19 protein-coding genes are annotated in these 20,223 nt (G+C 54.4%); 14 read left to right on the forward strand and 5 right to left on the reverse strand.

Annotated features, from left to right (window positions below):
• From HU767_RS16655 to HU767_RS16690, 8 genes are all read left to right on the forward strand, one after another.
• Complete coding sequence (locus HU767_RS16655; protein WP_186730009.1) at positions 1–495, forward strand: hypothetical protein; 495 nt, start codon at positions 1–3, stop codon at positions 493–495.
• Between the two features lie 60 nt (positions 496–555).
• Complete coding sequence (locus HU767_RS16660; protein WP_346343474.1) at positions 556–1,224, forward strand: DUF3885 domain-containing protein; 669 nt, start codon at positions 556–558, stop codon at positions 1,222–1,224.
• A 36-nt stretch (positions 1,225–1,260) separates the two neighbouring features.
• Positions 1,261–2,613, forward strand: coding sequence for a hypothetical protein (locus HU767_RS16665; RefSeq protein WP_186730011.1), 1,353 nt, complete (start codon positions 1,261–1,263; stop codon positions 2,611–2,613).
• A 595-nt stretch (positions 2,614–3,208) separates the two neighbouring features.
• On the forward strand, positions 3,209–4,366 hold the full coding sequence (locus HU767_RS16670) for a dsDNA nuclease domain-containing protein (protein WP_186730012.1): 1,158 nt from the start codon (positions 3,209–3,211) through the stop codon (positions 4,364–4,366).
• Positions 4,363–4,848 carry a hypothetical protein gene (locus HU767_RS16675; protein WP_186730013.1) on the forward strand — a complete coding sequence of 162 codons (486 nt, stop codon included), beginning with the start codon at positions 4,363–4,365 and terminating at the stop codon, positions 4,846–4,848. The genes HU767_RS16670 and HU767_RS16675 overlap by 4 nt, the downstream gene beginning before the upstream one ends.
• Entirely contained in the window at positions 4,838–6,616 is a 1,779-nt protein-coding gene (locus tag HU767_RS28860; RefSeq protein ID WP_238349487.1) for a hypothetical protein, read from the forward strand. The genes HU767_RS16675 and HU767_RS28860 overlap by 11 nt, the downstream gene beginning before the upstream one ends.
• Before the next feature lie 916 nt (positions 6,617–7,532).
• Entirely contained in the window at positions 7,533–8,171 is a 639-nt protein-coding gene (locus tag HU767_RS16685; protein WP_186730014.1) for a hypothetical protein, read from the forward strand.
• Positions 8,172–8,403: 232 nt separating this feature from the next.
• Positions 8,404–10,038 (forward strand): AAA family ATPase, encoded by a 1,635-nt coding sequence (locus HU767_RS16690; protein ID WP_186730015.1) that lies wholly within the window; start codon positions 8,404–8,406, stop codon positions 10,036–10,038.
• Positions 10,039–10,208: 170 nt separating this feature from the next.
• Here the strand turns inward: HU767_RS16690 and HU767_RS16695 are convergent, their stop codons facing one another.
• Positions 10,209–10,568: a DUF6124 family protein gene (locus HU767_RS16695; protein WP_069971145.1), complete on the reverse strand. Its 360-nt coding sequence runs from the start codon at positions 10,566–10,568 to the stop codon at positions 10,209–10,211.
• Between the two features lie 491 nt (positions 10,569–11,059).
• Between HU767_RS16695 and HU767_RS16700 the strand changes: the two genes are divergently transcribed.
• Together HU767_RS16700 and HU767_RS16705 are read left to right on the forward strand one after the other, a co-directional pair.
• The gene (locus HU767_RS16700) at positions 11,060–12,253 is read left to right on the forward strand and encodes a colicin E3/pyocin S6 family cytotoxin (RefSeq protein ID WP_186730016.1); all 1,194 of its coding nucleotides are present in this window, start codon (positions 11,060–11,062) and stop codon (positions 12,251–12,253) included.
• A complete protein-coding gene (locus HU767_RS16705) occupies positions 12,250–12,480 on the forward strand; it encodes a hypothetical protein (protein WP_186730017.1) in 231 nt (76 codons plus the stop codon). Before HU767_RS16700 ends, HU767_RS16705 begins: the two co-directional genes overlap by 4 nt.
• Before the next feature lie 138 nt (positions 12,481–12,618).
• Here the strand turns inward: HU767_RS16705 and HU767_RS16710 are convergent, their stop codons facing one another.
• Both HU767_RS16710 and HU767_RS16715 read right to left on the reverse strand, forming a co-directional pair.
• Positions 12,619–12,894 (reverse strand): DUF6429 family protein, encoded by a 276-nt coding sequence (locus HU767_RS16710; RefSeq protein WP_346343475.1) that lies wholly within the window; start codon positions 12,892–12,894, stop codon positions 12,619–12,621.
• Between the two features lie 225 nt (positions 12,895–13,119).
• Positions 13,120–13,686, reverse strand: a complete 567-nt coding sequence (locus tag HU767_RS16715) for an XRE family transcriptional regulator (protein WP_186705385.1) — start codon at positions 13,684–13,686, stop codon at positions 13,120–13,122.
• Between the two features lie 150 nt (positions 13,687–13,836).
• Between HU767_RS16715 and HU767_RS16720 the strand changes: the two genes are divergently transcribed.
• The 3 genes from HU767_RS16720 to HU767_RS16730 all read left to right on the forward strand — a co-directional run bounded on the left by HU767_RS16720 (position 13,837) and on the right by HU767_RS16730 (position 15,904).
• Entirely contained in the window at positions 13,837–14,619 is a 783-nt protein-coding gene (locus tag HU767_RS16720) for an aldolase (protein ID WP_186730018.1), read from the forward strand.
• Positions 14,620–14,638: 19 nt separating this feature from the next.
• The gene (locus tag HU767_RS16725; RefSeq protein WP_186730019.1) at positions 14,639–15,526 is read left to right on the forward strand and encodes a dihydrodipicolinate synthase family protein; all 888 of its coding nucleotides are present in this window, start codon (positions 14,639–14,641) and stop codon (positions 15,524–15,526) included.
• Positions 15,527–15,622: 96 nt separating this feature from the next.
• On the forward strand, positions 15,623–15,904 hold the full coding sequence (locus HU767_RS16730; protein ID WP_186730020.1) for a Rho-binding antiterminator: 282 nt from the start codon (positions 15,623–15,625) through the stop codon (positions 15,902–15,904).
• Between the two features lie 308 nt (positions 15,905–16,212).
• Here the strand turns inward: HU767_RS16730 and HU767_RS16735 are convergent, their stop codons facing one another.
• On the reverse strand, positions 16,213–16,491 hold the full coding sequence (locus tag HU767_RS16735; RefSeq protein ID WP_186730021.1) for a hypothetical protein: 279 nt from the start codon (positions 16,489–16,491) through the stop codon (positions 16,213–16,215).
• A 310-nt stretch (positions 16,492–16,801) separates the two neighbouring features.
• On the opposite strand from HU767_RS16735, the gene HU767_RS16740 reads away from it, so the two are divergent.
• On the forward strand, positions 16,802–17,887 hold the full coding sequence (locus HU767_RS16740) for a sensor domain-containing diguanylate cyclase (RefSeq protein WP_186730022.1): 1,086 nt from the start codon (positions 16,802–16,804) through the stop codon (positions 17,885–17,887).
• On the opposite strand, the gene HU767_RS16745 is transcribed toward HU767_RS16740, so the two are convergent.
• A complete protein-coding gene (locus tag HU767_RS16745) occupies positions 17,871–20,222 on the reverse strand; it encodes a TonB-dependent receptor (protein ID WP_186730023.1) in 2,352 nt (783 codons plus the stop codon). The two genes, HU767_RS16740 and HU767_RS16745, sit on opposite strands and share 17 nt — an antisense overlap.
• Position 20,223: the final 1 nt, after the last annotated feature.

Below are 20,223 nucleotides of genomic sequence, written 5' to 3' on the forward strand. Positions count from 1 at the left end.
ATGGCCATAAACAAAAAAAGATCGGTACCCAATCACAAAAGAAACATAATTATTGATACCAACCTTCTGCTACTGCTAATAATTGGTAGCGTAGAAGAAGGCAGGTTCATCTCCAGCTCGAAGAGGCTGAAAGACTTTAGCGTTGGTGACTATGATTTGTTGCTTAAAGCCATCAAACCATTTGGAGTGGGCTACACAACGAAATACATTGCCGCAGAGGTCTCCAACCTTTTAGATTTAAAGGGATATGCTCAAGAAAAAGCCTTTGAAATTGCTAGAACCATTTTTGAAACATTCAAAGAGATAGATTCCAATCTCAACGACGATTTACACAACCCCTACTTCCCTCAGTTCGGCTTGACGGACTCCAAGTTAATAGAGCTGTCGTCCACTCATTTAATATTTACCGCCGACGACCGGCTATCCCCTCTGTTATGGGGATCTGGCGAGGGAAACGTTTACTCACTCGCGATGATAAGAGCACTTGCCTCTTAAGGTCGAGTGGGCCACTGGGGAAACTATCGGAAAATGGTTAAACCGTTGCCAAGGACACACGTGAATCTACAAATCGAAATCGAACGAATCTTTGGCAACAACACGTTCGCCAGACCGCTGTTCTATTCCTATCCCGGCGGCCTGCGCTTTGAACTCTCCGAACCCGGCGGCGTGGTCGATCAGTTCCTAACCGCGCTCCGCAAAGCGACAAGGATCTGTAACGACATCTTCCACGGCGAAGACGAGCTCGTCGTCTGTCTGCGCGCCTACTCCGACGCAAGCCATTTCATCCACAGGCCAGAACTTCGCGCGCTGCGATCTGCCGGGATACTCATTCCCTCTGCGCGTTCAATCTGGCGCGAGGATATAGCCGCTGACGAGTGGTACAGCGAAGATCGGCCAGAATATTGGATTAATGTCGCTTTCAAACTCCCCATCTCCCATCTTGAAACGTTGCTATGGGGAGCCCTAGCCAAAGACCTCGCGCCGATCCAACCGCAATTCAACTGCATTTTGTATCTCTTCAACCTGCCGCAGGGCGTTATGGTCTTCCCCTATGACGACAGAGGCATGGATGTCGTCGGACCTAACGGAACGCTTCTCAGGCAGTTGTACTGCCAGCATCAAGAATATTTGCTGGACTATGACCGTGCAGAGATGGATAGCACGTTCGCATCGGTCACCCCTTCCCCACCTTCTGGCCCGTCAGGCAACAAGCGCTTCAAGTAACCAAGGAATGTCTACAGCATTGAAGGACTCAGATTGATGTCAATTTCCATAGGGACTTTCTTCTACCCTTACCTAAAGTTTCTCCACGGCGCGGCCTACAACCTGCACCAGATCCTGGAGGGGCTTGGCGTCGTCTCATCGACCTTCAACGGGCGTAACGACGCCGGGCAAATCATCGGAACCTACTGGTCGCCCGACGAAGCAATGGTGAACACGCTTGGCTGTCTGATGATGCTGTCGCTGCTGCTGATCCCCTTGCTGGCAGCAGCCGCCTATACGGTGGGCAAGAAAAGAGGCGTGCTCATCTTCTTCGCGCTCTTGCTCCTACCGGGAGCGTTGAACTGCCTGGGCCTTTTCCCCAACATCAATTACCTGCCCATCCGTTACGCCATCAATGGCGTCGGGAAACTGGGCAGCGAGATCGGGCTGATCCCCTTGTTGATGCTTTGCGCCATCACCGGATGGGCCGTCATGGTGCTTATCTATGACAACCTCAACCTGACCGAACGCTTTCGTCAGATATACGATCACTTCTGGTTTCCACTGGCATTGGTCGCCGCGGTGTTCTTCGTGGCGGACAACGGCGCCAATGAAGACACCGCATTGCTGAAGGAGGCGACAGCGAGCATCCAGGACGCCAGCGCGTTCCTGCTGAGCCAGATCAAGCGCTACGATGATTACTGCAGGGCGAATGGCCTGGATAGCCTGAAATCGTGCCAGTGGAGCAGCGACTCACAGTGGACCTTCACCCACATCAAGGAAGGTGAAGCCAGCTATTTCATGGATTTCGCACCGAACGACCCCAAAGGGTTCTACGCCGCAACGAGAAGAACCATAAGCGACGAGGATGTGATCGCCATCCGCAAAGAGATCAACGACTACAACCTACGGTTGTGCCCCGTGAAGCACTTTTCCAATGGCATGTCGCGCTCATCACCACTCTCCAGCACCTGCGAGTACGTCCCCCGTGGCTTTTGCTTGAACAATCCTGATGGCCCACCCGGCCTTGTGGACAACAATATCAGCAGTCACACCGTAGCCTTGGCCAGCGAATGCATCGTTCCCTGGCTTGCGGGTGTCAAGCCCTCCTTGAAGCAGCAGATGGCGCTGGTCGGCAAGCATGACAAAGCCAAGAATCACCGTTGGTTGTATTTTCTTGCTGTTGCTGTGGCGGTCGGGGCGAAGGTGGCCTTGGCGACTACCAAGCTGTGCTTGATTGATGCGCGGCCTGCGGCTGATAGGCGTCGGGTTTTGAGGGTTGTACGGCAGAGGCTGGGGCAGTGCGTTCGTGTACTGAGGCGACTGCTGGTTGGTTTCGTACGGCTAGCATGGTTTGCTGCGATTCGGGTAGCGAAGGTGTTTAAGCGGGGAATAGCGCGGCGGGCCTAGCTTCTACCGGCAGCTACACCGGGGCTGGGGGGGGCGCCAGTGCCATCAGGTGGCAAGGAAGACGAACAGCCAACGAAAACAATCCCGTCCCCCTTTTTCCCAGGCTGATGCTGCTCGTGAGCTAGGGCTCCCAAAGTCCACAGTGCAACGGAATGGGAAGTACGATACCGAGTTAAGCAAATTCGCAACCACGCGGCACAACTGTGACGCTTTGCTCCTGTGTCCGAAGCAAAGGCGGCCGGACCAAGCTTAAGGTGCTTCCGGAAGCTTCTCGCACAGGCTAGAGAAAGGGCAAGAAGAAGTTTACTAGTAGCTCTTAGCCACTTATGATGCTTTGGCTTTCAACGGACGAGGCCTAAGTATGAGGGCCAATTGCAGCGGATGCGTTCTCCTATGCCACCTTCTTTCTCACCAACGCGCAGTTCATCAGCGCACGGTTACTTGTCAGCAGCACCTGGCTTCCTCAAGGCAAGCATCTGCAAGCTGGCTTTTTCTTTCCCGGCCAACTTGGGAGGGAGCGTATCGCTCAAACTCTTTCCTGCGCTAGCCGTCTCAGTCCGGCTTCTGAAAAGCGCTGAGCTATTGAGTGCCCCCTATGAAACTTCATGAAGTAAAAGCCCGTGAGCTCAACGGGCGGGATACAATTCATCGTTTCAAAGCACAATTCAAAGCAGCAAGCCTGGAATGCCTAGCGCTTTTGGAAAGCAGTTCTGTGGAACGAGTGTTTTGCGATTTCCATGAAGACTATGTAGTCAAACTGGTTGAGGAAACGGGCACTCGATACAGGTTCGTTCAAGTAAAAACAAAGGCCAAGCAAAACCACCTGTATAATATTCTCGAGATATTCGGGCTCAAAAAAAGAACCAAAAATGCTGAGCATGACCTAGCGAACAGTTTTGCTGGAAAACTGCTGCTGCACATTGAGAGCTTCGGGGATGCGTGCTTATCCGTTGTCATATGCACCAATGTGAACTTTGACGACGAAGTAGAAGCGTTGATTGCAGATACAAAATCAGGAATTGCAGCTAGTAAAATCACTCCTACTCTGATCAGCGAAACAAAAAAACTGATTCCTAGCTTATCCGCCAAAACGGACAAAGAAATCCTAGCCTTTTTGTCACACCTTTCATTAGACCCCAGAAAGCAGATACTCAACGAAGAAGATGATTCATTTCTATCGAACGCACACAGCAAAATCTATAAATATAGCGAAATCAATCTCAACCCCAAAGAAATTCAAAAAATAATCATACAGCTCCTCTCACTTATTGAAGACAAATCCTCATATAAGCTCGACGGCACGATCACCGAAGAAATTCTGAATGAAAAGGCCAGTGTTGCAGTTGATGATCTTTTGGACATCCTTGCTCTTTCACGGTCTGCGTATTACCTATTGAAGTCTGGAGGCGACCCTAACGCGGTGAAAAGCGTGTCAATTCTTCAGCGGATTCTACAGCGCAACAACTTCAAAGAGGACACTATCAACAGCTTTGCAGGATTCAAGTCTCGCTGGGAAGCTTGGTACAGAGTAAACCGTCACTCCATACAAGAGTTCACGCTCTTAAAAATGCAAAGTAGGATCGGCGAGCTTGCAGAAAAACTATCCAGCGGTAGAGTTGACATGGATACCATCACAAGTGCCGTCGAAAATCTCCGAGCAGAGCTATGTAGTATAACTGGGCGGACGGACCTAGAGGACGGACTGGTATTCGGAGCAGTGTTATCTGATATGGTCAAGGAAGATCTGCTATGAAATTTCAAGAAGTCATGAGGATCGCTCGAACAGAATCGCAACATCTTAGAACATCGTACTCATCCAGACACTACCGAGATGTGTTGGGCAATGAGACGCTGTTCCACATCCCACTAATTGCTCTGACCATTGTAATGTTAGCTGGTGGCCGTGCCAAACCGAAACGAGATGACATAGGCATGCTCATAGGCACCTGCTTTGAGCAGAGCATTGCGAGTTTTAAAGGCTCAACCCAAGAGCTCGGCTGGTCTGCAAACCTTCGTGTGAGAACGGTTAGAGCCCTCACCTTCTTGGAAGATACCGGCTTGGTATCCGTAAACAAGAGTAATTCGCGGATCGAGACAAGTGACGCCGGCAAGAAATTCATTGACAAGGTACTTAAGCAAGAAAGCCAACTTTGCTTAGCGCTTCTGACAATAAAACGGTCGTACCGAAACATCTGTAAAGAGCGTGACATTGAGGCCAAGCTTGATGAAATTTGAATCCCTGCAGTTTTCTCCAAGCCATGGTGCAGGCTGGGCTTCCGAAGAGCTAGTCTTTGGCCGAGCCGTGACACAGCTTTACGCACCAAACGGTAGCGGAAAAACGCCTCTCGTTCAATCGATTATGTTCTGCCTGGGACTGGAGGTTCAATTCCGAGAGGACGTCGTCCGTCACACGTCAAAAGTCACTCTTAAAACCCTCATTAAAGGCCAGACTTTATCATTCAGCAGAAGGCTTGCAGAAAAGTTTGACCTTACCGTAAGCAACGATGAGAAAACCATTAATAGGTTTTACAACGAAGAAGATTTTTCTAGATTCATGCTTAAAGTTTTGGGCCTTCGCGATGATAAACTCACCACCAACGGCAACACCAGCACCATACCTTATTTCTCAGCTATTCTGCCCCTTTTCTATCTAGACCAGGATACCGGCTACTCAGACTACTATGTACCTGCGCGCCAAAGCTTCATCAAGGGCCAGTACGCTGAAATGGTTCGTCTGGCAGTAGGCCTGCCAGCCAAAAGCTCGTTCGACAGCGCAAAAAAATCAATAGCTTTAAAACAAGAACTTGAATACCTAGACAAGACAATCAATGACAGCCGCAAGCTTATTGATCGTCTTCGGCAAGATCTTTCTCCGACCCGGAGAACCGAGACCGAGACCGACCGGGTGATTTCCGCGCTTAAGTCGAAGCTCGATGATTTGAAGTCGACTAAGGATATCAAGAGCGAGACCATCAACAGTTTCGATCATCTTATTACCGAGATGAGACGCCAACACCGGGACATGACTACCCAACAATTAGCGCTCGAAGCAAAAATTACAAGTTCCGCACAAATAAGACAAGAAATCGAAAGTGAGATTGAAACACTGGACCTAAACGAGGAGGCTCGTCGTGCATTCATGTCATTCAGCGAAATTTGCACTACTCCATCGTGCGGAATGTTTTTGGTAAGCTCGGACTCATACGGAAAGAGCTTGCTCTATTTACGCGACCAAATAAAAGACCTAGACACTGTCAGCACCGCAAACATACAGCAAGCCGAGGCCATTGCCACTCAAAAATCCTGGGTTGAACGACAAATCTCTGAACTTTCGGAAAAACGTGGTTTGGCAGAACGCGAAGCTGGTATCGAGATGTTTATCGAAGCGATCAGCAAAATCGCTTCTGAGATCTTTGAGCTTGAGCTGGAAAAAACCAAACTCAAAAAATACCACGCACAAGAGAAGTCACATCTTGAGCTTCAAAATCGCCGCAATAGAACTTTGACCGAGCAGGAGTCACTAGGGCCGGAGCGAGAGCAATCGCTGGAGGTGGTAAAATTCAAGCGAAACCTGGCCGAAAAAATGGCCGACTGGCTTAATACGCTGAACTCAAAAAACATCTCTAGAGATATCCGTATCGATTCGGACCTTAAGCCAGTTCTCGGAACAGAAAAAATCGGTATCATCAAAGGTAGCTCCAAAGCCCGTACAGTCCTGGCGTTCCATGCCGCCCTGTTTGAAATCTGCACTTCCGATCTAAGTTCGCCATTCCGCACGCTAATCTTTGACACACCACGCCAACAAGAAATCCACTCAGAAGACTTGGATGCTTACTTTAAACGCCTGAAATTAATCGCCACTCAAAACGATGCACAGATTGTATTTTCAACTACCAGCTACCGATTTGAAATCGATCCAAACCTAGATGCGGAATGGCTCCCGCAATTCGGTGGCTTTGAGCAACCGATGTATCTGGGAGATTATCAGAACCTGATGGATTAAAAGGGATTGGTAGCGTCCACGCCGACTGGGCTTGGCCTGCCATGGTGCCTAGACCGCGCTACGGTGTCCTGTCATTTCTGTGTGCTTGGCAAAGATCCCTTGGTCAAAGCTCACAGAGTTGGCCTTCCCTTTTTCTGACGGCTTCGCTGGAGCTCTCTGTTCTGGCACCGGTGTCGGTTCGCTGGTTGGTGGCTGTGGGCTTGCATGGACTGTTGTTGAGTGTGCTGCTGGGGCTGTAGCTGGAACAGAGAGCGCAGCAGGGACTGCCGGTACCGCCGCGGGTGGAGCAGTGTAAACGAAGGCGAAGACAGAAGAGGGTTTTATTTTCAACCTGTCTAGTCCTGAAATAGGTTTACACCTGTTTAAGAACTAGACGTATAGAAGTAAATCGTTCTTTTTTCCGCCTTTCCTCAGCGGGATGCTTATTCCAAGCGTTTGCCAAAATATGGTGGGGTCATGCAAAAGTAGCTATAAAACTTGAAGTTTGAGCATCCGTTTCTCGCGCCAAACGAGGTACCCGGTTAACACTGGAGCGCGGCGATGGCGAGATAAGACAGAAAAAGGAAATTACCTCTCTCCTTTTTCTGTTTTTTCTACGCAATGGCCTTCCTAGCGTTGCGTCTGAGGATCCGTCAGCGAGCTTGGACGATGTCCGTTCTTAACAGAGTGCCCCCTCCATGCAGGCTCGTCTCCACCAAAAAAAATGGCCATGGACATAAATGGAGACACGATGAGGTAAATCACAGCCGCCCCCAATCTACACTGGGGCATTGATCCTCCTATAGACGTGATAGTGGCAAGGTAGTAGTTTGACAATATCAGACTGGACACCACCGGCGACCATGATTTTTCGTTATCAGATTTCCAACAACCCAAAACAACATCGGACTGTAAAAAAATTTACTATGGAGCAGTTATGGCAAAGTGCGTATTTTCGGTTATAGAATCAAGGTGGTGGAGCGATGGAAATCACAGTGTTAGGCCATTATTCGAAGCTCTAGCTGGGATCCATTACGACAATCCATCAGCCTTCTATTATGATATGTTCAGTGAGAAGCAATCTTTATCATCAGGCCTAAGAATGCGTTGCCGAGATAGTCAAACCCAAGTGATATATCTCGCGACTCATGGAAGCGACAGCTCTATTGGCGGAGCAAGTGGTCACATGATCACGCGTACAGAACTGAGAAATATGCTCACAACCCATAACAAAACAAAACAAGTAAAGGGGCTCTATCTAGGGACATGCCTGATGGGAAATCAGTCTTTAGCAAAATTCCTCCTTGAAGATGCTGGCACTAATTTAGATTGGGTTGCTGGCTACAAGGAGGAAGTGGATTGGATCGACGGGAGTGCCATTGATATGATCTTCTTCTCTAAACTTGCAGAGGAGTATCGAAAAAATAATAGCCGCCGCAAAGGAAAAAAATCCTCAAGACAGATGGCTCATACTGCTGGATCGGAACTGCTTCACCTTGTACCTGGCGCACATTCAAAATATGGATTTAATATATTCATGCATGAAAGCCGAAAACTGACTAGCATGTTTAGCTAGCACTATAATTTCACCGCTTTTATATGCATATAAACCGAAATTTTCGCCCAACAAAGCAGAAAGAAACAGAAACAAGGCGGATTTATTTTTGCCACAGAAATAAATCCTCCCCCTTTTGACTGCCCCCGTATTCAAGGAAACATCCCAGGGCTCCCTCCCTTTTTTGGCCCTGTTTTGGCAGCAGCGATCACCTGCCACTTAGACCCATGAATTCAATGAATTAGGAGAATCTATGGAACATCTTAATGCAACAAAAGTACTCAATGTCGTTAGTATCAACGCGGAAGGCGGCGCCAAAAAAGTCGAGATCAAATCAGGCTGTCCAATTTTTATCCTCGGGCGAAACGGAACCGGAAAATCCGCTTTAGTGGGGACTCTCTCTACTAAGCTGGGTCAAAATCTAGTGTTCATGCCAGGTTCTCGGCCTAGTTACTTTGATCGTGAAAGTCTCAATTTGACACCGGCGAGCAGGAGAGATCTGGCAGTCAACCTGACACATTGGAATGCAGATCCAGACACACGGTGGAAAGCCACATCAGGGACAGCAAGAAATGAAAAAGCCATACATGACCTGCAAAGTGCTGAATTACAGTACAAGCTCGATGCCGCCAATGAAATCAAAGCAGAAGGAGCCCAATCAAGCGCTATTGCTCGACTCCAGTCAAATAACGCCCCTTTAGATCGTATCAATGCCCTGCTATCCCAATCAAATCTGCAAGTTCGAGTTTTAATTTCTGGAGGGGAACTAAAAGCCCAGCGAGGCGACGCTGTTTACAGTATTGCTCGAATGTCTGATGGAGAGCGGGCCGCCCTTATTTTTGCGGCTGAAGTCGTGGCAGCTCCTGACGGAGCCATTTTTCTAATTGATGAGCCGGAGCTTCACCTCCACCCAGCAATCGTCGTTCCGCTCCTAAAAGCGCTCATTGCTGAACGTCCTAAATGCGGTTTCGTCATCTGCACACATGAGCTAGAGCTACCGGGCAATTCCTTTGAGTCGAAAATCATCCTCGTTCGAGGTTGTAAATGGTCTGGCACCGTAGTCGAATCATGGCAAGTAGACGTTTTGGATGCCCCTGAAGAAATACCAGAATGGTTGCGCGTCGATCTGATCGGTTCGCGCCAGAAAATATTGTTCATAGAAGGAACAACCAGCAGCCTGGATCATCCTCTCTATTCACTGCTTTTCCCTAAGGTCTCAGTGAGATCTCGTGAGAGCTGCCGAGAGGTTATGAGGGCGGTAGAAGGTTTGCGAGCCGTGGAAAAAATGCATCGAGCGCAAGCCTTCGGTCTCATTGATCACGATGGGATGGACGAAAAACAGATGCTCGATTTCGAATCTCATGGTATCTATCCGCTACCAATTTTCGCAGTTGAAAGCCTCTACTATTCCACTGAAGTGTTAGCAGGATTGGCCGCCCAGCAAGCCAAAATGTTAGGTCTACCAGTTGAACTATTACAGCATGAAGCGCAAATTGCAGCGTTACAGGCAGTGACCGCCAAAGGAATATCTGAACATCTAGCGAGTCGCATATCTGAGCGATACATTCGAGACCAGCTCCTGCTTGCTCTGCCTGATAGAAAAATGATGATAGAGGGAGCGAAAAACCATATCGAGTTTAAGCTTGAGTCCCCATATCCTCTTGAGCTGGAGCGCATCGAACAGATGATCAATGCGCAGGACATCGACGCAATCGTATGTCGATACCCAGTTAGAGAGTCAGGGATGCTAAACGGTATCGCAAAGGCGCTACATTTCAATGGTCGAACCGACTACGAGCGGGCAGCACTGATCCTTATTGGAACCAATGATGAGCTTCAGCAGTTGCTGAAGCTCAAGCTGGGGAAGTTGTCTGAAATGCTCGTATAACCAGCTATTGCGGATTCAGCGAGCGATACCATGTATCCCAGTTTGTATCCCAAAAGCCATAATCACGCTGCAAGCCACGCTCTATATGGAACCTGATGGTTTCGCTCGGAACAAAAAAGGTTTTGCTAGCAAGACCTTTTTTGTTCCGAGCGGCACGTAGCGCGGTAGCCCTACCTCACCTCAACAATATCCAAAGCCCGATTCGCCAACAGCTCGCTCACCTCAATCACCTGCAAAATCCCCATCGCAACCCGCCGACGCGAGCCATCCAGATCAAACGCCAAATCACTGATCATGGCATTCGCCGATGCCAAATTCTCACTGAGATTCGCAAGCAAACACTCAGAATCCACACTCGGATCAATCCGTAAAATGGAGTCGGTCTTGTCAGACGTTTCGCTCTTTGGCTTGGGTTTCAGGTAGTAATCCAACGCTCGCGTGGCAGCGTCATCGATTTTCTTGTTGCGGGCAGACTGAGCACGGGAGACGTGTTCGTTCGTATCGGGGGGATTCGGAGTATCTTTCGCCATTATCTTGTTTCCTGTAGTGGGAGCCATCACCCGCTCGCGACTAAACGATGGGAGGCAGCTGTACGCAGGTTAGTCGACCGGGGAAACAAGAAACCGGCGCGTCCGAGGACGCCCTGCGCACAGCCACCATCAAGTGCAGGATGGGAATCCCGACTGGATGACGCCTTGCACAACCTGTTTCACCTTGGGCGACTAAACCCGATCACTGATGAGCAGTGACAGGTCCCAAACTACCGACGTAATCCAAGGCGAACAAGCCGGCGGATTCTGGCGTAGTTGTAGGCAAAGGCGCAAGGCGACGTCGGCTCGCGAGTTGCGGTTGCCCAATGACTGACAGCCCCATCTGACGTGCCAGATTGTTCCGCCCCTCAATAGCCAGCCCTACCTGTATTGAGGAAACCGGAACAACCACTTCAAGAATCCTCCTACATCGCGCCCCGCTCTTCCCGCGTTAGCGTCTGTCCTGCATTTCAGCGGACGAGATTCACTACGTGGCGACACGCAAAAAAGACATCCCCCAAGTTCGAAACCCGCCCGGCGGCGACGGGCATCACGTCACTTATCGGGACATGAGCGCCAGCGAACTAGCCGAGCGCGACGGCCTACAGCAGGCTTATGAAGCCATGCTTGCCCGGCAATCCGCCTACGAACAAGCGCGCTGGGCCACGGTGGATAACAAGCCGTTGTCTAGCGTTACCGGATGCGTGTTTGCCAAGAGCTGCAAGCTCCCCAACGGCATCATCGATTACAGCAACCCCAACGGCTACGTCCCGGCGGATCTGGTCAAGCAGTACGGCGATCTCATGTGGCTCGGCGGCCGGGGCGCCGACCCATCCGGCGCGGTCCCCCTTGAGCGGATCGGCGCTGGCGCGGTTCCCGTTACCTTGGGCCGGCTCGCGCTGGGTGGTTCGGCAACGTCCGTGGCTACCGCAGCGGGCGGTACCGTCGGCGCAGCCCTGCTGACCGGCATCGTCGCCCTGCTCTGGCCGTCCAATCTGGGCGATAGCGCGCTTTACAGCGAAGACCAGCTACGCGACCTCAAGCATGCTCGCAGCCGCATGCGCTTGAGCATCGAGCAGCAGGCCGACGGCAGTCTCAAGGGGTATGGCTTCTATACCGGCCAGCATCCCGATTGGGAAATGGTTGATGTTGTTCAGCTCACGTCGCGAGCCGATCAGTTCGTTGCTGACTTGGGTGATGGCATCGAACTGATTTGGACGCCGGCTATCAATCCGGCTGACACCCTTGGCATTCCCGCCTTGGAAGCTGCGCCCCAGGTACCGCCTATTTGGATCTATCCACCGACGCCGATGGCCGACAGCATCATCGTCGATCCGATCTATCCGCCGGAGTACAGGGATTTCATTCTGGTATTTCCGGCGGATTCGGGGGTTCGGCCGGTTTATGTGGTGTTGAGTGTTCCGGGGGATCATAAGTACCACAAGCCCCCGTCGCTGCTACCGGCGTTTCCGGAAGCTAAGATTGCTCCATCCAAAACGTTTGTACGTGGCGGCGGCGTTAAACGTCGGAGATGGAAGGACCGTAAAGGCAAGATCTATGAATGGGACTCACAGCACGGCGCTGTAGAGCTGTACACAAAACAAGGTCAACACCTTGGCGAATTCGATCCGATAACTGGCGAACAAACCAAGCCCGCCGATCCAACAAGGAAAGTAGAGAAATGAAGCCCGTCGTTGAAATTTTTGACGTGACTACCGAAGAGTTAATAGAAACCGTAGAAGTCCCAAGCGCCTATATGGACCAGTTGGCCGCACTTATGGGTTGGACAGAACCTGAAGACTTTTGCTTTGTCTACGATCTGTTACCGCAGCAGATAAAGACGATAGAAGAGTGGACTGATACAACAATTCACGGTGATAACCGCATCGTTCAAATCGTCTGCCTTGAATAAGGCTGGGGAGCTTAAGACAATCAAAGAGGAGCGCCACGCCTTGACAGGGTGATCGCTAAACGTGGCATTAGCTGAAGCAGGCTTTCGACACGGTTCACCGTGGCTTTACGGCGATCAATCACGAGGCGACGCGCGCCCTCAACTCTTCTTTCCAAACAACCGGTCGGCAATCTGCCGACCTCGCTCCACCCCTTCCTCCGTCAACCAGATCGACTTGTTCCTGTTTACCGGATCGCTGATGAGGCCTTGTTCGTGCAATCGGTTCATGACCTCGAAGTCGAAACCTTTCCAGGCATTGCCGCTGTCGGAGCTGAAGGCTGCCAGCAAGGCAAGCACGGCTTCTTCTATCAATTTGTCGTCGTATTCCATGGTTGCTGCTCCGCTCGTGTTGGCAGATAGGATGATTTTACGCACCAGCGCTCCTTAAGTCTTAGCCAGTCATCACCTCACCGGCTTGCTCCAGCGCCAAGTGATTCCACACACGCTGCAGGCCAGTCGTGTGCTTTACCGCCCACGCCAAGGCGGCAGGAAAGGTGGTTTGTTTGGGTGGGGACTTTCGAATAAGGGCTGCTGCGCAGCCCAGCGGGAGCAAGCTCCCTCGCCACGGGGTTTGGTGGTTACCCAGCGAGCAACGTGGTGCTAGGCGTCTTCGCCCTTCTCTGCTGATTCAGCACTGTGCACCACCACCAGCAACTGCGCCTGAACATCACCCACCGAGCGCAGGCGATGGGGTTTTTGCGCGTTGAAGTGCAACGCATCGCCGCGATTCAACACGACGCGCTCGTTCATGAAGTCCACTTCCACCTGGCCTTCGTGAACGAACAGGAACTCCTCGCCCGTGTGTTCCTTGAACGCATGGTGCGCCGCGAATTCGGCCGGGGGGTAGAGGATGAAGGGCAGCAAGGTTCGCTCGGAAACCTGGTGAGCCAACACGGCGTATTCAGCGCTGCCAGGGTTCGCCGCCAGGGATTGGCGGTCTTCACAGCGCACCAGGCTGTAGCTGTCGAGCGAGACGTTTTCCTCGGAGAACAACTCCTCGACTTTCACGTTCAACGCCTTGGACAGCTTGAGCGCCGTGGCGATGGAGGGCGTGCTCAGACCCCGTTCCACCTTGGACAGGTAGCTCTTGGTCATCCCGGTTTTTTCAGCCAGGACGTCCAGCGTCACACCGAGTTTTTTTCTGAGCAATTTCAAGCGAATGGACATAGGTAACCCACATTTCCAGGGAAACGGACAATCTGCGATTGCAAATGACACTTTGTGTCATATAGTCTATTTAGTGTCATTAGCACCTCCATCCCACCGCTTCCATGACGCGGATCAAGAACGGTCAAAGAACGAATCAGGAGAACGGACATGAGCAAGACACTGGCGACGCCCAAGGACCAATTGGTCGAGCATGCTGTAAACCAGATGCAGAAATCACTGCCGGATAATACGTGGACTGTGCGACAAAAGCTGGCCCTGACCTGTCGCATCTTGTTCGAGAATGGTCACGACTCCGGCCTCGCCGGGCAGATTACCGCGCGCGGGCCGCAACCTGGCACTTACTACACCCAGCAACTGGGCCTGGGGTTTGACGAGATCACCGCCGGCAACCTGCTGTTGATCAACGAAGACCTTGAGGTTCTGGAGGGACACGGCATCCCCAACCCGGCCAACCGGTTTCACACCTGGGTCTACCGCGCCCGGCCGGATGTGAATTGCATCATCCACACCCACCCAACCCACATCGCCGCGCTGTCGATGCTGGAAGTGCCGCTGCAGATTTCCCACATGGATCTCTGCCCGTTGTACGAAGACTGCGCGCTCCTGGAAGGCTGGCCGGGCGTGCCCGTGGGCAACGAGGAAGGCGAATTGATCGCCGGCGCCCTGGGTGACAAGCGAGCGATTCTGCTTTCCCATCACGGTCAATTGTCCACCGGCGAGACCGTGGAAGAAGCCTGCAACATCGCCCAATTGATCGAGCGCGCCGCGAAGCTGCAATTGCTCGCCATGGCCGCCGGCGAGGTGAAGCCGATCCTGCCGCACCTGGGCCGCGAAGCTCACGACTGGATCGCCCGTCCCAAGCGTCACGCGGCCGCCTTCAACTACTACGCCCGGCAGAACCTGCGCCAACACGCCGATTGCCTGAACTGAACCCAATAGGAGCGACGCCATGTCTACCCCCAACATCCACGGCATCATCGGTTACACCATCACGCCCTTTTCCGCCGACGGCCAAGGCTTGGACCTGGACGCATTGGGCCGGTCCATCGACCGCCTGATCGACAGCGGCGTGCATGCCATCGCGCCCTTGGGCAGCACCGGCGAAGGCGCCTACCTGAGCGACGCGGAGTGGGACCAGGTCAGCGAATTCAGCATCGCCCGCGTTGCCGGCCGGGTGCCGACCGTGGTCAGCGTGTCTGACTTGACCACCGCCAAAGCGGTGCGCCGCGCGCGTTTTGCCCAGGATCACGGCGCCGATGTGGTGATGGTCTTGCCGGCTTCCTACTGGAAACTGAGCGAGGCGGAAATCCTCAGGCACTACCAGACCATCGGTGCCAGCATCGATGTGCCGATCATGCTTTACAACAACCCGGCCACCAGCGGCATCGACATGTCCGTGGACTTGATCCTGCGAATTTTCAACGCGGTGGATAACGTCACCATGGTCAAGGAAAGCACCGGCGACATCCAGCGCATGCACAAGCTGCAACTGCTGGGCGAAGGCCAGGTGCCGTTCTACAACGGCTGCAATCCACTGGCATTGGAAGCCTTCGCGGCCGGTGCCAAGGGCTGGTGCACCGCCGCGCCGAACCTCATCCCGCAACTCAATCTCGACCTGTACGCGGCCGTGATGGCCAACGACCTGAGCAAAGCCCGGGCGCTGTTCTATCGTCAATTGCCGCTGCTGGATTTCATCCTCAAGGGCGGCTTGCCCGCTACCATCAAGGCTGGTCTGCGCACCCTCGGCCTGGAAGTCGGCGACCCGCGCTTGCCGGTGTTTCCGCTCGACGAGTCGGGGAATGACCGGTTGCAAGCGATGCTGAAGCAACTGCTCTGATTCGCCCTGCCTTGCGACCCGGCGGGTGGCGACTCAAAACGTCAACCTGTCGGTCGCTTCACTTCATTCTCAAACTGCAAAACGGCGAGGCGTGAGATGGACACCTATAAACCGCTGCACTGTGACCTGCACGACTACCTGGAGATTGCCTGCCTGTGCGGCTACTCGCTGGACATCGAACTGACTGACGGCCAACGCGTGACGGCTCGGGCGATTACCACGCGGACCGCTTCCACGCGGGAAGAGTTTCTCGAAATCGACACGGCGGACGGTCGTCAGGAGATTCGCCTCGATCAGTTATTGGCGATTACGCCGTTGGATAAGAACGCGAGGTTTGGGCGGGTTGTGTTGATGGCCGGTGACCAGGCAGGCCATTGAGATGGGTCCTTAAGTCGCGCGGGGCGGGTTTTCGTCCTGTGAGGTTGAGTCGGCTTGAATACTCGTTGACTGACGCACCGCTATTCGCGAGCAGGCTCGCTCCCACAGGGGGCGCGTTTTGCCTGGATTCATTGGACATCCGGTCATCCCGTGGCGAGGGAGCTTGCTCCCGCTGGGCTGCGTGGCGGCCGTTTTGTGAGCGCTTCGCACTGGAGCGCCAGCCCGGTCAAGCGGGAGCAAGCTCCCTCGCCACGGGCTCATCGTCGTTCCTGAATGAGTGGTAGTTCAATGACTGACAGACTCATCCATCACCTTCTCCGAACAACCCCACCCCCTTTTCGCACACCCAAGAACTCAAGAAAAAACGCCCACTCAAATTTCCTAGGCGCACGCACAAACCCATCAGCCAGTTTATCGACCTCGGCTCTCGCTCCCTCTGCGCTGTCATACGTCAGCGCGCAGACCGTTCCATCTGGAAAGAAGACGCTGTAATCATAACGAGGCCCCACCCAAATCCCATCGGCCCATCGGCCGCCCACCGGGCTTTTGTTGATCACGCAGCCTTTGTAGTTTTCTACGAATTCCATATCGCACCTCACGAAATCAAGCACCGTGATAGCGCGGCACGTTTCGAGCGAAATCTCGCGATATCGCCTTCAGCATACGGCCCTCGAAAATTCTCGCGCACCTGTAGGAAATGACAGTAATTAATAACAACCAGCCACAAGCACGCAGCCGTTAATTCTGTTTGGCTATAAACCCCTCAAAAATTCTTTCCACTCCATCCCTTCCCGCAAAACTTCCATCCTCTCCAGCAAACGCCCCTCCCATTCCCCGCCTCGATAATCCCCACTTCAGAAACCCCAAGCGCTGCAACCGAGCACCCGTGTACCTCCCATGAACCTACGCACCTTCATTCGCAGCTATTGCCTCAATTCCAGGCTCGCCACGAATGCGCTCACCCGCCTGCACAAATCGCTCTCGTCCTTGGCCGCCTATCTGGCCCGGCAAGGCTTCGATTCCAACCTATGGCCAGTCACCCGTGACGAAGCCGCACCGGACCGTCACCTCAACACCATCTGCCCAGAGCTGGCCGCCACCGTGTTCAGCCATGCCCGGGAAGGCGTGATCCTGGTCGACCCCTTCGGCCGGGTCATCGCCGTGAACGAGGCCTTCACACGGCTCACCGGTTACGGGAAGGAAGAGATAGAGGGCCGCGAGTTGAACGCCCACCGCATGGTCCGTCGCCTCACCGCCTTTTACGCCCCCATGAAAAACGCCCTGGATTTCCACGGCCATTGGTCCGGCGAGATCCAAAGCAACCACAAGGACGGCCGAGAGATGACGTCGCGGATCAGCATCAGCGCGGTGCATGACCGGCACGGCAATGTTCAGCACTACGTGGCACTGCTCGGCGACATGACGCAGATGAAGCAGCGCCTGCAGTTGCTGGAGCGGGATGCGCGGTATGACGCGCTCACGCAATTGCCCAATCGGTTGTTGTTGGCCGAGCGGATGCGGCAGGCGTTGGGCAAGGCGCGGATTCATCAGCAGAAGGTGGCGATTGCGTTTATCGACCTGGATGGGTTCAAGGCGTTGAACGACAGTTATGGGCATGACTGGGGGGATCGGGTGTTGCAGATTGTCGCGGCGCGGATCAATGCGACGTTGCGGGAGGGCGATACGTTGGCGCGCCTTGGGGGTGATGAGTTTGTCGCGGGGTTGGTGGGTTTGCAGGCGGTGGCGGACAGCGAGCCGTTGCTCAAGCGGATGCTGGCGGCGGCGAATGCACCGATTTTGATTGGCGCGCAGACGGTGGAGATCGCGGCGAGTATCGGGGTGGCGTTTTACCCTGAGCACGGACAGGAGATCGATGGGCTGATCAGTAAGGCGGATCAGGCGATGTATCTGTCGAAGAAGGCCGGCGGCAATCGCTTGGCGTTTTGTCCGACCCGGTTTATTTCGCTCAATAGCGAAGCCTGACGGTGGTGCCGAGGATGCGTTCGCTGCCGGTCATGACGCCGTAGTCGCCGGCGCCGAGCAATGAGTAGACGGCGGTGATGTACTGGCGGTCGAAGACGTTGCGCACCCAGCCTTCCACTTCCCACGAACGGTCCTGGCTGCGCAGGCCCAGGCGCAGGTTGGTGAGGCCGTAGCTGGGTTGATAGCTGCCTTCGCCGCCTTCAAGGGTGCCGTAGTAGCCAGTGCGGAAGCTGTAGTCGATGCCGCTGAAAGCTTCCAGGCCGTAGGGCAGCGGGTGGGTGTGGTCGAGGCCGCTGCTGAGGTTCCATTCCGGGGCGTTGTAGAGGCGCTCGCCGCTGAGGTCGCAGGTCCATTGGCCCGAGGCCGGCGGGCACGGGGCGTTGGGGAAGCTGCGGTAGCGGGCATCGCTCCAGGCCACGCCCAGGCGCCCGGTGAGTCGGGGGGTGAGTTGCCAGGCCGAATCGAGTTCGATGCCGCGCAGGCGGACTTTGCCGACGTTGATCAGGTTGTCCCGCAGGGGGGGCGCGAACAGCGAGGTGGGCGGGCTGTAGGTGAGCGCTTGGTAGTCGTCGACGTCGGTCTGGTAGACGGCGAGGTTGAGCAAGGCGCGTTGATCCCAGAAGCGTGTCTTCATGCCCACTTCCAGGGACGTGGCGCGCTCCGGCTCGAAGGTGGGCGCGGTGAACGGACCGATCACGTCGAAATTGATGCCGCCGGCCTTGTAGCCTCGCGACCAACTGACGTAGCCCATCACCGCGTCGGTGAAGCGGTAGCTGGCGCTGAGCAGGCCTGAGACGTTGTCTTCTTTGATCGAGTCTTCGCGGTAATAAGCACGGCCGAGGGCGATGTCGCGGAGCAGTTGCCCACCGGCCTGGAACACCGGGGGCAAACCCGTCAGCGGAGCGAGGTTGCTGACGTCGCGGGAGACCCAGCCGTCCTTGCGTTCCTGGCTGTAGCGCAGGCCACCGGTGAATTCCAACGGGTCGATTGGGCGCCAGGAGAGCTGGCCGAAAATGGCGCGGCTGTCGCCCTTCTGTTCGCCGTCATAGCGTTGCCGAGCGCCATCGAGCAGCACCGAAGGCACCTGCCTCGGATCGGTGAGGCTGACGCCGAAGATTTTTTGCAGTGCCTCCAGTTGATCGCCGACGAACCAGGGCGCGGCGTCCTTGCCGTATTCGACGTTGATCTCGCGGTCGAGCTGTTGACGCAGGTAATACAGGCCGGCGACATAGTCGACGGACGAGCCGGCCGTGCCGGACAAGCGCCATTCCTGGCTGAACTGTCGGTGGTCCAATGCGGCTTCGGATTGCATCACCGAGCGTGCGGTGCTGTCGGCGTCGCGGTCGGCGCGGTAATCCCAGTCGCGATAGGCGGTGATGCTGGTCAAGCGCATCGCCTCGTCCAGGTCCCAATTCAATTCCAACGACACGCCGTTTTGCAGGGTTCGCGGATGGCCCGGCGCGTCGATGCGGGACTCGCGTTTGTAAGGATCAGGCTCCGCCAGTGGATAGCCAGCGAACTGGGCGCGCTTGCGGGTTTGCTCGCTGTAGTGATTGACCAGCAGGACGTTGCCGGCCTCGTTTTGCTCGGCGTAGTCGGCGATCAGACGGGCGCTGAAGTCACTGTTCGGCGTCCACAGCAACTGACCGCGCAGGCCTTGGCTGTCGGAATCGCCGAGGCGGCTGCCGTCTTGCAGGTTTTCAACGGCCCCCTCGGAGGCGCTGTCGAACACGTTGAGTCGGCCAGCGAGCACATCGTCTTGCAGCGGCCCGGAAAGCGCCCCGCGATATTCCCGCAGACCGCGCTCACCGTAAGTCGCTTCGAGATTGGCTTCGGGCTGGAACGTTGGTTGTTTGGTGATGATGTTCAACGCGCCGGCGGTGGTGTTCTTGCCGAACAAGGTGCCTTGGGGCCCGCGCAGGACTTCGATGCGTTCGATGTCCATCAACTCGGTGAACGCCATGCCCTGGCGCGCCTGGTAAACACCGTCGACGTAGGTGCCGACGCTGCCTTCCAGGCCATCGTTGTAGGCGGTGGCACCGAAGCCGCGCAGGCCGAAGCCGGCGTAACGGGCATCGTGACCGGAAACCACCAGGCCCGGAACCCGTTGCTGGATGTCTTGCAGTCGATGCAGGCCGGCTTCGTCCAGCTGATCACCGTAGAGGACGTTGATCGGGATCGGCACGTCTTGCGGGTCTTCTTCGCGGCGGCGAGCGGTGACGGTGGTTTCGTCGAGCGTGAGGGCGCCAGGCGCCTCTTGCGCGGCATGGGCCGATGCCCAGGGCAACGCGAAGAGGCCGCCGAGCAAGAGCAGCCGATAACCCAGACCCGGCATG

Source organism: Pseudomonas sp. SWRI179 (genome assembly GCF_014268705.1).
Taxonomy (GTDB): Bacteria; Pseudomonadota; Gammaproteobacteria; order Pseudomonadales; family Pseudomonadaceae; genus Aquipseudomonas; species Aquipseudomonas zanjanensis.